The organism is Flavobacterium sp. JP2137 (assembly GCF_050562195.1).
Lineage (GTDB): Bacteria > Bacteroidota > Bacteroidia > Flavobacteriales > Flavobacteriaceae > Flavobacterium.
In genome coordinates, this window is record NZ_CP191647.1 from 2,660,916 (window position 1) to 2,673,505 (window position 12,590).

Sequence of the window (12,590 nt, forward strand, 5' to 3'; positions counted from 1 at the left end):
GCCGGCTCCGTTTTTTAGGTTTTGTGTTTGTTTGGATTTTGCTGACTACGCCAAGAAATAAAGTTGTGTCAACGGCAATTGCGTAGAAGGGGTGGCTTGTATTAATTCCCCGTCTATGCGTATTTCGTAAGTGCTGTGGTCCATGGTAATTTCCGGCAGGGCGTCGTTATAGATCATATCGGTTTTTTTAACATTTCTGCAATTCGATACGAGTTTCAACATTTTTTGAACACCCAATTCCTTGATGCCTCCGTGATCAAGAGCCTGTTGTGCTACGAACAAGGCAGATATTTGTCCCACTGCATCGCCGTGGCATCCAAACATCGGTCTGTACATATAAGGCTGTGGTGTAGAGATGGATGCATTAGGATCGCCCATGCCCGCATAGGCAATTACGCCACCTTTGAGTACCATTTCGGGTTTAACACCGAAGGCAGCAGGCTTGTAAAATACGATATCGGCCATTTTTCCAACTTCTATAGAACCGACGTGTTCGGATATTCCGTGTGCGATGGCTGGATTAATCGTGTATTTGGCCACATAGCGTTTCGCTCTGAAGTTGTCGTTTTTAACGTCAATTCCCAGGGAACCGCGATCCTTTTTCATCTTATCGGCAATTTGCCAAGTTCTACTAACCACTTCACCGATACGTCCCATGGCTTGTGAGTCGGAACTCATCATGCTAATTGCGCCTAAATCTTGTAGTACCCCTTCGGCTCCGATGGTTTGCACGCGAATACGCGACTTGGCAAAGGCCAAATCCTCGGGGATATTTTTATCCAAATGGTGGCAAATCATCATCATATCCAAGTGTTCATCTACCGTATTGATGGTAAAGGGATTGGTTGGAGTAGTAGAAGAGGGAAGTATATTGGCATAAGAGGCTACCTTGAGCAAATCGGGTGCATGACCGCCTCCGGCACCTTCGGTATGGTAGGTGTGTATGGTGCGGTGATTGAACGATTTTAAGGAGTCTTCCACAAAACCGGCTTCGTTTAACGTATCGGTATGGATGCACACTTGTATATCGGATTCATCGGCCACTTCCAAGCAGTTGTTGAGCACATAAGGAGTACTGCCCCAGTCTTCGTGAATTTTCATTCCACCAGCACCTGCAGTAATCACCTCGTTAAGCGCTTCGGCGCTAGAACTATTCCCTTTTGCAAGAAAGACGAAATTGATGGGAATAGTATCTGTCGCCAAGAGCATTTTTCTCAAATTCCAAACGCCAGACATACAGTTGGTAGCCAAACTACCCGCCGCTGGTCCGGTGCCGCCGCCTACAACGGTTGTTGTACCCGCTTGAAGCGCAACGTCAAACTGTTGTGGACATATATAATGAACGTGGGTATCTATGGTACCCGCAGTAACTATTAGATTTTCGGCTGCGATTACTTCTGTTCCCACACCAATGGTCATTTGTGGACTTACGCCATCCATGACATTGGGATTGCCCGCTTTTCCAATACCGACGATAATACCGTCTTTTATACCGATATCCGCTTTGACAATTCCCCAGTGATCAACAATCACGGCATTGATGATTACGGTATCTAAAACGCCATCGGCTCGGGTTGCAGTTGGGTGTTGTCCCATTCCATCGCGGATGACTTTTCCGCCACCAAAAAGGCATTCATCACCATAAGTAGTGAAATCTTTTTCAATTTCAATCCACAGTGAAGTATCTGCCAATCTCACTTTATCTCCAGTTGTAGGACCGTAGTAACTGGCGTATTCTTTTCTATTTATTTTTTTCATGCGTAGATTATATTTGTTTGTCAAAAGTCACAGCGCCATCGCTACTGCTTCATTCGGTTTTGTTGTCGTTTCCAATCGTTTATGGCGGGCGTGTTGACTCTTGATGATTGCTTTATTCTTGAGGCGATAGGGATTTAATACCAGCGGCTTAGCTGTTACAATGCAGCGTTTACCTTTCCTGTAAATCCGTAAATTTCTTGAGTTCCACCATATTTCACGAGGTCTACGGTTTGCGTTTCACCGGGTAAAAAACGGATGGATAGTCCTGAGGCTATATCCAAGCGATAGCCCAAAGTTCGTTCGCGGTCAAAGATCAAGGCAGGATTGGTTTCGTAAAAGTGGTAGTGCGATCCCACTTGCACGGGACGATCGGCACTGTTGCTGACTTGAATGCTCAGGCGTTCGCGATGGGGTAGTAGTTCGATATCGCCAGCTGCAAACTCATAGGCTCCAGGGGCGATAGTATCTTCTTGAATTGCGATAGGTCGCTGTAGAGAAACCAGTTTTGTTCCGTCGGGAAAAGTGGCTTCAACTTGCATATCTACGAGTAGATTGGCAACTCCGGGCATCACTTGATCTGGGGTTAGTAAATTATTGCATTCCTCAATTAATTGATTCACTGTTTTGCCTTCTCGAGCTCCTTCAATGATGTGTCCACAAAAATACGAGATGGTTTCTGGATAATTTAAGGCCAAACCCTTTTGCTTCCTTCTTCCTGCTATTTCTGCGGCAAATAACAATAATAACTTTTCATTTTCTTGCTTTGTTAAATACATAATCTCGATTTATTTTAGTGCAAAATTACGGGTATGCCCTCTGGCTTACTACTACAAAACAGGACATTGCTAGTACATTATCGTCGGATTTAAAATTTATAAAACAGCCGGGATTTTTTTATACCTTTACCTGACTTTAATTTGTTTAACTATGGAATTACCCCTGAACTTTTTGACCAATGAAGCGTTTAAAAGACTCTTTTTACCGGCGGTATCTTCTCAAATTTTATTCAACAGAAACACCTTACAGCTCTATAATATTCAAGATTATTTAAAGGGCATACGAGCCAGTGACCACGGCTATAAAACGACTTTTAACTTTCTGATATTCGTCACTCAGGGGCGTGTTGTTCAACAGTATGAGGACTTGCAGTACGTGATTTCGCAGGGACAATGCTTAAATGTCAACCGCGGTATCCATACCAAAACCATAGAGGTCAGTGCTGATGCGGAGGGTTTTATCGCCATTTATGAAGAAGAGGTTTTGACGCATTTTTTATGGCATAATTCCAAGCCGTTTTACTACAATTATGCGCCTTTTTTTCCCTTGGATGACTACGAGATGAAAGCGATGCTGGCCAGTTTTATCATTTTGGACGAGGAGTTAAGGCAGCCACAAAATCGCGCCGATATCTATTTAAACCTGTTTTTCTCTATTTTATCGCGACTGTCTTATCACGCGGAAGGGGTCAATTGGAACCTTCGCGATGTACAGATTTTATATCGCTTTAAGGAGTTGGTCAAAGACCATTATATGGAACATCGACCGGTGGCGTTTTACGCCGATCTCTTGACCGTATCGGAAAGTTATTTAAACAAATGTGTCAAACGAGTTATGGGCATGTCCACCAAGCAGTGGATCAATGAAATATTTATACGCAGGAGTCAAATTTTATTGCAAGATCCCACCAAGGACATAGCGGAAATCGCCTATGCGCTCAACTTTCATTCCCCTTCATATTTTACTCGTTTTTTTAAAAAAGTAACGGGAATTACCCCTACAGCCTATCGCGCTAATCTGCAAATTAGCCCGATGAAAAGCACGGATTCCCTCAAGGGCTAACTGCTGTAAATACCTTGCGAATAATCGCGTTTTGCGTTTATTATTACGTTTTTTTTGATTGGGAATACGCGGTCTAAACGGAGTTTTTTTACTGGTCTAAGGCGGGTTGAATTCCGACTAAAAAAAATTCAATACTACTGTAAATTCAATGCAAATTAGTGTAGTGCGTGATTTATGCTGATAAAACGAGGTGAATACTCAGTAAAATGCCGTTATTGCTGTTTTGGCACTGTTTTTGAATTTATTGTTTTACATAAGTGCTCATTGCCTTTTGGGTGATAGTTTGTAGCGTTTCTTTTGATGTACAAATTTATAAGAAAAGTGATGCGTATTTTGTGCTTTTTTTAGCGTATATTTATTTTTTTAACTAAATAGATTAATTATGAAAAAAGTATTGTTTACATTATTGATTTTAATCGGTACATCGAGCTGTGGTGTAGCCCAAAACAAAAGCGCAGCACAAGAGAAAACTCCGACGCAACAGGTGGAAAAGCAAACTAAAAAAGCCCCGACTAAGATTGTGGAGAAGGACAATGTATGCCTACTGACCCAAGACGACGAGATCAGGAGTTTGGCCGAGGGAAAGATTTCACATCCATCGAGTTTACCCAGAATCAAGAAAGAAATAGCAGAATTGACTTCGTGTGGCCTGGCCAATATTAAAATAATTAGCGGTAAGGAATCCGGAAACACGGCGGAATACATTGCTTGTGTTTGTGGAACGAAGATGATTTATAAAGTGGATTACTCCATGAAGATAAAAACGATTAACGAACTCTAACGAACTCGGTAACCGCTTGATAAAAAAAGGATGGTACTAGCTGATGCTGGTCCATCCTTTTTTTATGGGTAATCACAGCCGAGTAAACTCGAGCTTTGTTTAGATACCCTTAGTATTATTTACGCGTGTAAACAACGATAACATCTATAGTACCGAATTTCGGATAGGTCATCAAATATTTCAAGGTCATTTGCTTGTCGTCAACCGCTAGTATAGCGCGTTCCGTCGCTTCGCCAACCACTTGGATGCTGCTGTCAGACCAAGTAGCTACTGCTGTAGTCGCTTGGCAATTTTGCTCTACTTTTTCTTCTGCTTTTACCGTTCCAACATGTTGCTCTGTTAGTTCAATTACATCTACAGCACAGCCCGCTGTAATTTGTGAAAAAGGGTGTGTATTGGTCATCCCTTCTACATAGGTATAGCTCAGCGTGGTCGCTTCCCAAGTTCCCACCAATGGATTTTTAGTCGAATCGTCGTCACTGCTACAGCTATTAATAGTCAAGGCAGCCAGCGCCAAAGTCGATAGGTAAATTAATTTTTTCATTAGATTATTGTTTGTTTGCCGCAAAGATATTAATAATTATTTAAAGTGTTTTGGTCAGAGCTGCGAAATAACACCCTAAAAAGACTGTATTTTAATAATATTATTAATTATTGCTTTTTTTGTTGTTAAATTATTGCTTATAGGGAGTTTTTGACCGCTTTAGCCAATTTATCGACCAGCTGCGGCATTTCTTTTTCGTCAAAATTTCCAAATCCCAGTCGCATCGCTGTAATTTTCTTAGATTGGTACAGCAGGGGAGTTGGTAGGTATAAATCTTGCTTTAAACACTCCTTGCTGATGCGCATGAGATTGAGTTTGGCATCCCATTGGGTCCAAATGGCCAAACCCCCAGTAGGGGTAGTAAATTCGACATAGGGCTGCAATTCTTCGCGCAATAACAAGCCGAAGTAATCGCGGCGTTGCTGGTATACTTTTAGCGCTTTTTTCAGGTGGCGGTGAATTTCTCCCTCCTCAATCATCTCTCCGAGCACCCCTTCCATCAACACATCACCTTGTTGGTCAATAATGCTCAAAAACTTGCGCAATTCCCGTATTAATTCCTCGGGAGCGACGATAAAGCCAGTTCGGAACCCCGGGGCTAGGGATTTACAAAACGAACCGATATAGACGACCATACCGTGAGTATCTGCACTGGCCAACGGAAGTATGGGACTGCTGTTGTAGTGAAAATCATAGTCGTAGTCGTCTTCCAAAATGATAAAACCGTATTGAGCGGATAAGTGAAGCAGTTCTATACGTCTGGCGGCACTCAAGGTCACCGTAGTGGGATAATGGTGGTGTGGCGTAAGGTACAACATTCGGATTTTCGTGGTTTGACAGATTTTTCTGACCGCGTCGACGTCGATGCCCTCCATATCCATCGGTACCGAGTGCAACCGAGCACCGGCTTTCTGAAAAATCATATTGGTCGCATAATAGCTCAGCTCGCCCACTAAAACCACATCGTTGGGCGCCACCAGCAATTCTGTCGCTATGTAGATACCCATTTCGATGCCTCGGGTAATCATGATGTTGTTTTTGGATATGTGCAAACCGCGCGATAGATTGAGAAAATTCGACAGGTTTTCCTTAAAGTATTCACTGCCCTCGTTTTGTTGGTATCCCAAGTGTTTGCGGCTGCTTTTTCGCTTGAGATTGGCACTGTACCACTTGGCGAGTTGTTCGATTTGCGAAAGGCGCACGTCGGGAATACCATCGGTAAAAGCCCAATTGCAGTTGGTGTGATCAACGGCATGGTCGAGCAGGGTATTTTTTTTAAAAACAAATCCGGTACGTGCGGGGTAATGTGCCAGGTCGGTTTGTAAAAAAGATTTTATTCTTTGCGGTTTTTCATCCTGCTTCCCCGCTACATAGGTGCCCTTGTTGGGCAGTATGTCTATCCACCCTTGAGCCTCCAGTTCCTCATAGCTGCTGACCACCGTATTCCGGTGAACTTCAAGGGTGTTGGCCAAACTCCTGCTGCCTGGAAGTCGGGTACCCGATACCAAGTAACCGCGCTGAATCGCATTGATAATCTGTGTGGCTATTTGTAGGTAGACCGCGGTATTCGATACGCGATCAATGGCAATAAAACTCTTAAATGGAATCTCAACCGGACTATTCATATTCTAAAAACTGGTAGGTTTGTTTGTCCGGCCAAGGTACTACTTTTGCTGAAAATGAAATATATGGAATGGATTAATTTGCTGGAAATCGTCGTTAAGACACCGGGCTTACACGCCCGATTTTTAAACACACTTTCATTTATGGAGAATGCCGGCGCGCGGAAGATATCGAGTTGCGAAGATCCTCAAACGGTGAGTCTGCTTCAACTTAAGCACGCGGCAGAGGAACACCGACACGCTTATTACTTAAAAAAGCAGATTCAAAAAATAGATCCACTAGCCTGCCCGACATTTGAAGCCGCAGAATTATTAGCCGCAGTACCCACACAACAATACTTGAATCGATTGGATTTAAAGGCCTGTCGCCTGCTTAAAAAGCACTTTGGTCTATCGGGAGCAGCCTTAAAATTTGCCGCCTACCTCTTTGTTACCTATGCGATAGAAGTCCGGGCAGACGAGCTGTATCCCGTATATCAACAAGTGTTAACAGCACAACACAGCAGGGTTATGGTCCGGTCAATTATCTTGGAAGAGGCGGGACATCTGGAGGAGATGCTCACCCAATTAAGGGCTTTTTCCGACGATTGGGAAGCGATTGCCCAAGCGGTGGTCGCCATGGAAAACGACTTGCACACCCAATGGTTTAACGCCCTGGTAAAAGAAGTGGTCTAAGATGGGCGACTCGGATTTGATATTGGAAGCGCGTTTAAAGACGCAGGCGGATTTGGGGCTGTTGCGCAGTTTGGAAACCGCTGCTCCGCCGATTGATTTTGCGTCCAACGACTATTTGGGTCTGGCGCGGAACAGCCGCTTTGAAAAACGGCTGTTCGATGCGGTTGCAAGCCGTCCGTCCAGCCTTTTAGGCAGCACGGGCTCTCGACTGCTCACCGGCAATTCAACTTGTATAGAAGCGGTAGAGCAAAAAATCAGTCAAAACCAGCAACAACAGTCGGCTACCTTATTCCCCTCGGGCTATTTGGCAAATCTGTGCTTGTTTTCCTGTATTCCCCAACGCGGCGATACCGTATTGGTCGATGCCGATATTCATCGCTCGATCCACGACGGTTGCCAATTGAATACCGCAAAAAAATGGAAGTTTAAGCACAACGATTTGGCCGATTTGGAGCGGCTGCTGTCGCGCGCGCATGGACAGTGCTTTGTAGCGGTTGAAAGCGTGTATTCCATGGATGGCAGTTTTGCACCACTGCGGGAATTGCTATCGCTATGCAAGCGCTACCGCGCCCTGTTAATCGTTGACGAAGCCCATGCTTTCGGTGTTTTTGGCTGGGGTTTGGTCGCGGAGCTTCAACTGCAATCTCAGGTATTTGCCACGGTGGTTACCTATGGAAAAGCCTTGGGCTGCCACGGCGCTGCCGTTTTGGGGAGTCGCTTGCTGCGGCGGTATATCGTCAATTTTGGAAGTCCCTTGATCTACAGTACCGCTGCCAGCGACGTACAGTGGTTGGCAATCGAACAGGGCTACGATTTTTTAGCCCAAAATCCGGATCTATCCATACAGCTTCAGCAAAACATTCGCTTTTACCTTCAATTGCAACAGCGGCCTTCGACGGGCTTGTTAAGTCCCATACAGCCCCTGATTATTTCGGGCAATGCCGCCGTCCAAAAAAAGGCAGGAGAATTGGCCGAAGCCGGTTTTTCGGTATTGCCCATACGGAGTCCCACCGTGGCCGTGGGCCAAGAGCGGCTGCGCATCTGTTTACACAGCTACAATACTCCCGCGGAAATGACGCAATTACACTCTTTATTAACGCATAAGAATCAGCATGAAAACAGCTAAAAACCTTTTTATTACGGGTATTGGTACCGGTGTCGGAAAAACGGTGGTCTCGGCGGTATTCGTAGAACAACTCCAAGCCGACTATTGGAAACCGATACAGTCGGGCGATTTGGATTGCAGTGATACCGACCAAGTCAAAAAGTGGACCCACTGCGAAAACAGTCGATTTCACCCCGAGCGGTATCGCTTGTCCCTGGCCGCCTCTCCTCATAAATCTGCGGCGCAGGAGGGGATTTTGATCAAGCCAACCGATTTTGTATTGCCCAAAACGAACAACCGATTGATCATTGAGGGCGCAGGCGGCGTATTGGTACCGATTTCGGATGATTTTTACATGATTGATCTGATTGAAAGGCTCGAAGCAGCAGTGGTATTAGTAGTCCGCGACTACCTCGGATGCATCAATCACAGCCTGTTGTCCATCGCACACCTAAAACAACGCGGCATTCCGATTGCGCAGCTGGTGTTCAACGGTGCTATGGATCCCGCTTCCGAACGCGTCATCCTTAAATCCCTGGATTCGACCACGCAGCTAGTGCGTATACCCGAATTGCAAACCATCGATTACAACCATATAAAACATTGCAAACTAACATAGAAATGAACACAACTTTAGAGATTAGAAACAACTGGACCAAAGAAGAAGTACGCGAGATTTACGAACAACCGCTGATGGAATTGATTTACCAAGCGGCGACCGTACACAGAAAGTGGCACAAGGCCAACGAGATTCAAGTGTGTACGCTATTGTCTGTCAAGACAGGAGGCTGTCCGGAGGATTGTTCGTATTGCGGGCAAGCTGCGCGCTACCACACCGATATAAAGGTACAGGCCTTGCTGCCTACTGCCGAAGTAATTGCACATGCACAACAGGCCAAGGATGCGGGCTCCTCGCGTTTTTGTATGGCGGCAGCTTGGAGGGAAGTGCGCAATAACCGCGATTTTGACCGCATTATCGATATGGTCAAAGGGGTTAATGAACTGGGCTTGGAAGTGTGCTGTACCTTGGGTATGCTGACTGAAGAGCAGGCCATTCGCTTGCAGGACGCCGGCTTGCATGCCTACAATCACAATTTGGACTCATCGGAAAACTATTACGACGAAATCATTAGCACTCGGAAATTTGACGACCGCCTAAAGACGATTAACCACGTTCGCAAAGCAGGGATAACGGTTTGTTCCGGAGGAATTATTGGTTTGGGCGAAACGCATCAGGATCGCATGTCCATGCTGATGACTTTGGCCACCATGCCCAAGCACCCGGAGTCGGTACCGGTCAATGCCTTGGCTCGGGTTGCGGGAACGCCTTTGGAGCATCAGCCCAAGGTACAGACCTGGGATATGGTGCGCATGATTGCCACGGCGCGTATACTCATGCCGCAATCCATGGTTAGACTCAGTGCAGGTCGGGTAGAGATGACGGAAGAGGAGCAGGCGTGGTGCTTTATGGCTGGAGCCAATTCCATTTTTTCCGGCGATCGAGAAACCCTGTTGGTCACCCCAAATCCCGGGATGAGTGAAGACAGACAAATGTTTGCCAATTTGGGCTTAAAGCCCCTGGTAAAAGAAAGCGCAGCGCTATGATCAAGAGTTTAAAAGAACGGGATCAGGCGGTTAACTGGCATCCATACACCCAAATGAAAACCGCCGATGCCGCCATAGCGATTGTGCGGGGCGAAGGGGTGTTTTTATACGACGAAACGGGAAAGCGCTATATCGATGCAGTGTCCTCGTGGTGGGTTACCCTACACGGCCATGCACATCCGTATATCGCCAAGCGCATCGCACACCAATTGACCGTATTGGAACAGGTGATATTTGCGGGATTCACTCACGAACCCGCTGTCGAACTCTCCGAAAACCTCTTGGCTTTATTGCCCGATAAGCAGCAAAAGATCTTTTATTCCGACAACGGTTCTACCGCAATCGAAGTGGCCTTAAAGATGTGCCTACAGTTTTGGCGCAACCGCGGAACGAGCAAGAGAAAGATCATCGCCTTAAAAAACGCCTACCACGGAGATACCTTTGGTGCCATGTCGGTTAGCGGTCGTAGCGCGTGGACAAATCCCTTTGAGGAATTGCTGTTTGACGTGGTTTTTATCGATGCGCCAACTCGGGAAAACATCGATGAAATCAAAGGGCAAATAAGCGCTATAGCAACGGAGGTCTGCTGTTTTATATACGAGCCGCTGGTGCAGGGATCCGCGGGTATGCTGATGTATGAAGCCGATGCCCTAAGCGATTTGATGGCGTTTTGCCGCCGTCAAAGCATACTGCTTATTCAAGATGAAGTATTTACCGGATTTGGGCGAAGCGGTAAATTGTTTGCCGCCGATTACTTGACCGAACAACCGGATTTGATGTGTTTTTCCAAAGGACTGACCGGCGGTACCTTACCCCTGGGAATCACCAGCTGTACGTCGGTGATTTTCGAAGCTTTTTACTCTGACGATCAGCACAGGGCTTTGTTTCACGGGCATTCCTTTACCGCGAATCCCTTGGCCTGTACCGCCGCCCTTGCGAGTTTGGAGTTGCTGCTGCTGCCCGAAACCCAGCATGCCATCGAGCGCATCGTACAAAAACATGGCACTTTTGCCCAAGCGGTACGCCGGCATCCGCGCATCAAAGAGGTGCGCCAACTGGGAACCATAATCGCCTTGGAGTGGCATACCGAACAAGCGGGTTCCTATTTCAACGCCTTTCGGCAAACGCTCTACACCTATTTTATGGAAAGGGGTATCGTATTGCGGCCGTTGGGGCAGGTGCTGTACATACTTCCTCCGTATTGCATAGCAGACGAGGAATTGGATTATATATACAACACCATACAAACAGCCCTAGAAGAGCTGTAGCCGAGCAACGCCTATCCGCTCGGACGACAGGCGCTACAACTGCCGTGAGAATATAGCGGGCTGCTGTTATAAATTGTTTAAATTTGCCGAGTTAAAAAATGAAGACAACATGCACATACAAGACTTGATTATTCAAAATCTGGACGGTTTGATAAAGGCGAAATCCCAGAAAGCGGAACTGCAAATAGACGACCTCATCGCTATAGGAGCACATGTGGGAGCCGGCGTTTTGCGCGGGCGCTATCAGGTGGTCAAAGAGGTTAAAGAAGAGGAAATCGCTGGTGTTTTCGGAATAATCGGCAATTTTTATGCCGAGAGCTTTGGAGACGCTTTTCGCCAAGACGCTTTTATTGCGCTGAGATCCATGGCTATGGAATTGTTGCAACAACCGACCTTTGACTCGGATTTAAACGAGTTTGTCTCCGATATCATCAAAAGAGAAGCTTAAATAAGCGAGGAACTGCTGGTAGGGAAGGATTAAATTTCTTTACCAGCAATACTTGCACCACCATCGACGCCCAAAACTTGCCCCGTGATAAAACCGGCCTCTTCCGCTAAGAAAAAGCAGACTGCTGCCGCAACTTCTCGCGGCTGTCCTATGCGCTTCATGGGCACGGAATTGATGGTTTGTTTTTCCGCTTGACTACCCAGCGGTCTCGAGCTGCGAAACAGCAGGGTTTCTATAGGACCCGGTGCAACGGCATTGGAGGTAATTCCCGATTGAGCAAACTCCAAAGCCCAGGTTTTGGTACAGCCAATCAAAGCGCTTTTGGCAGCGGAATACGCCGTTCTATCGACATTGCCATGTATGGCTCTGCTGCAAATGTTAACGATGCGCCCGTAACCCAATTGCTTCATCCCCGGTACAAAAAACTGGGTAACCTGTATGGCAGACCGCACGTTTAAGTCCCAAACGGTTTGTAGACTCATATAATCCAAAGCTTCCAAGGGTTGTGGTAGCGAAACCCCCACGTTGTTGACCACGCCATAGATGTCGTACTGCGCTGCAATTTGGCCTAAGACCGTGGCCGTTTGTTCAAAATTCAATAAATCACAGGAAAACAACGCTCCCGGAAAATCAATTCCGACCGTGTTTCGTGCTAACCCTATTGGGAAAACGTTTTGTGAAGCCAGTTTTTGGGCAATGGCCAAGCCAATTCCCCGACTCGCTCCAGTGATGAGTACACCTTTTTTTTTCATAAGCAGCCGTAGTCGATAAAGTGGTCAATTGTCCTAGTGAAGGAGTGGCAATTCTCATCCTTACTCCCTCTAAAAATAAGTTTTTTTTTAAATAGTGCGGTATTTATTCTGTAAATATGTATAAAACAGTTGATTTTTCCCAGAACGACGGCTTTATAACAGGGATATGCTCAACCGGATAATTGCGACCACA

Annotated in this window: 13 protein-coding genes; 8 read left to right on the forward strand and 5 right to left on the reverse strand. The window is 46.0% G+C overall.

Annotation, left to right across the window (positions count from 1 at the left end):
- Window positions 1–45: 45 nt before the first annotated feature.
- Both ureC and ACQZ43_RS11715 read right to left on the reverse strand, forming a co-directional pair.
- Complete coding sequence (gene ureC / locus ACQZ43_RS11710) at window positions 46–1,758, reverse strand: urease subunit alpha (protein ID WP_430612856.1); 1,713 nt, start codon at window positions 1,756–1,758, stop codon at window positions 46–48.
- 155 nt (window positions 1,759–1,913) lie between these two features.
- Entirely contained in the window at window positions 1,914–2,534 is a 621-nt protein-coding gene (locus ACQZ43_RS11715) for an urease subunit beta (protein ID WP_430612858.1), read from the reverse strand.
- A gap of 151 nt (window positions 2,535–2,685) precedes the next feature.
- On the opposite strand from ACQZ43_RS11715, the gene ACQZ43_RS11720 reads away from it, so the two are divergent.
- Window positions 2,686–3,597, forward strand: coding sequence for a helix-turn-helix domain-containing protein (locus ACQZ43_RS11720; protein ID WP_430612860.1), 912 nt, complete (start codon window positions 2,686–2,688; stop codon window positions 3,595–3,597).
- Window positions 3,598–3,979: 382 nt separating this feature from the next.
- Window positions 3,980–4,378, forward strand: a complete 399-nt coding sequence (locus tag ACQZ43_RS11725) for a hypothetical protein (protein ID WP_430612862.1) — start codon at window positions 3,980–3,982, stop codon at window positions 4,376–4,378.
- Window positions 4,379–4,493: 115 nt separating this feature from the next.
- On the opposite strand, the gene ACQZ43_RS11730 is transcribed toward ACQZ43_RS11725, so the two are convergent.
- Both ACQZ43_RS11730 and ACQZ43_RS11735 read right to left on the reverse strand, forming a co-directional pair.
- Window positions 4,494–4,922 (reverse strand): hypothetical protein, encoded by a 429-nt coding sequence (locus tag ACQZ43_RS11730; protein WP_430612864.1) that lies wholly within the window; start codon window positions 4,920–4,922, stop codon window positions 4,494–4,496.
- Between the two features lie 137 nt (window positions 4,923–5,059).
- Window positions 5,060–6,547 (reverse strand): PLP-dependent aminotransferase family protein, encoded by a 1,488-nt coding sequence (locus ACQZ43_RS11735; RefSeq protein WP_430612866.1) that lies wholly within the window; start codon window positions 6,545–6,547, stop codon window positions 5,060–5,062.
- A 63-nt stretch (window positions 6,548–6,610) separates the two neighbouring features.
- On the opposite strand from ACQZ43_RS11735, the gene ACQZ43_RS11740 reads away from it, so the two are divergent.
- From ACQZ43_RS11740 to ACQZ43_RS11765, 6 genes are all read left to right on the forward strand, one after another.
- Window positions 6,611–7,219: a hypothetical protein gene (locus ACQZ43_RS11740; RefSeq protein WP_430612868.1), complete on the forward strand. Its 609-nt coding sequence runs from the start codon at window positions 6,611–6,613 to the stop codon at window positions 7,217–7,219.
- 1 nt (window position 7,220) lies between these two features.
- Window positions 7,221–8,345, forward strand: a complete 1,125-nt coding sequence (locus ACQZ43_RS11745; protein WP_430612871.1) for an aminotransferase class I/II-fold pyridoxal phosphate-dependent enzyme — start codon at window positions 7,221–7,223, stop codon at window positions 8,343–8,345.
- Window positions 8,332–8,943, forward strand: a complete 612-nt coding sequence (bioD, locus tag ACQZ43_RS11750) for a dethiobiotin synthase (protein ID WP_430612873.1) — start codon at window positions 8,332–8,334, stop codon at window positions 8,941–8,943. Before ACQZ43_RS11745 ends, bioD begins: the two co-directional genes overlap by 14 nt.
- A gap of 2 nt (window positions 8,944–8,945) precedes the next feature.
- A complete protein-coding gene (gene bioB, locus ACQZ43_RS11755) occupies window positions 8,946–9,929 on the forward strand; it encodes a biotin synthase BioB (protein WP_430612875.1) in 984 nt (327 codons plus the stop codon).
- On the forward strand, window positions 9,926–11,197 hold the full coding sequence (gene bioA / locus ACQZ43_RS11760) for an adenosylmethionine--8-amino-7-oxononanoate transaminase (RefSeq protein ID WP_430612877.1): 1,272 nt from the start codon (window positions 9,926–9,928) through the stop codon (window positions 11,195–11,197). The genes bioB and bioA overlap by 4 nt, the downstream gene beginning before the upstream one ends.
- A 109-nt stretch (window positions 11,198–11,306) precedes the next feature.
- Entirely contained in the window at window positions 11,307–11,645 is a 339-nt protein-coding gene (locus ACQZ43_RS11765; protein ID WP_430612879.1) for a hypothetical protein, read from the forward strand.
- Window positions 11,646–11,674: 29 nt separating this feature from the next.
- Here the strand turns inward: ACQZ43_RS11765 and ACQZ43_RS11770 are convergent, their stop codons facing one another.
- The gene (locus ACQZ43_RS11770) at window positions 11,675–12,397 is read right to left on the reverse strand and encodes an SDR family oxidoreductase (protein ID WP_430612881.1); all 723 of its coding nucleotides are present in this window, start codon (window positions 12,395–12,397) and stop codon (window positions 11,675–11,677) included.
- Window positions 12,398–12,590: the final 193 nt, after the last annotated feature.

Bases quoted from the DNA above. Each gene is read 5' to 3' on its own strand.
- ureC (WP_430612856.1), bottom strand. From the start codon at position 1,758: ATGAAAAAAATAAATAGAAAAGAATACGCCAGTTACTACGGTCCTACA.
- ACQZ43_RS11715 (WP_430612858.1), bottom strand. From the start codon at position 2,534: ATGTATTTAACAAAGCAAGAAAATGAAAAGTTATTATTGTTATTTGCC.
- ACQZ43_RS11720 (WP_430612860.1), top strand. From the start codon at position 2,686: ATGGAATTACCCCTGAACTTTTTGACCAATGAAGCGTTTAAAAGACTC.
- ACQZ43_RS11725 (WP_430612862.1), top strand. From the start codon at position 3,980: ATGAAAAAAGTATTGTTTACATTATTGATTTTAATCGGTACATCGAGC.
- ACQZ43_RS11730 (WP_430612864.1), bottom strand. From the start codon at position 4,922: ATGAAAAAATTAATTTACCTATCGACTTTGGCGCTGGCTGCCTTGACT.
- ACQZ43_RS11735 (WP_430612866.1), bottom strand. From the start codon at position 6,547: ATGAATAGTCCGGTTGAGATTCCATTTAAGAGTTTTATTGCCATTGAT.
- ACQZ43_RS11740 (WP_430612868.1), top strand. From the start codon at position 6,611: ATGGAATGGATTAATTTGCTGGAAATCGTCGTTAAGACACCGGGCTTA.
- ACQZ43_RS11745 (WP_430612871.1), top strand. From the start codon at position 7,221: ATGGGCGACTCGGATTTGATATTGGAAGCGCGTTTAAAGACGCAGGCG.
- bioD (WP_430612873.1), top strand. From the start codon at position 8,332: ATGAAAACAGCTAAAAACCTTTTTATTACGGGTATTGGTACCGGTGTC.
- bioB (WP_430612875.1), top strand. From the start codon at position 8,946: ATGAACACAACTTTAGAGATTAGAAACAACTGGACCAAAGAAGAAGTA.
- bioA (WP_430612877.1), top strand. From the start codon at position 9,926: ATGATCAAGAGTTTAAAAGAACGGGATCAGGCGGTTAACTGGCATCCA.
- ACQZ43_RS11765 (WP_430612879.1), top strand. From the start codon at position 11,307: ATGCACATACAAGACTTGATTATTCAAAATCTGGACGGTTTGATAAAG.
- ACQZ43_RS11770 (WP_430612881.1), bottom strand. From the start codon at position 12,397: ATGAAAAAAAAAGGTGTACTCATCACTGGAGCGAGTCGGGGAATTGGC.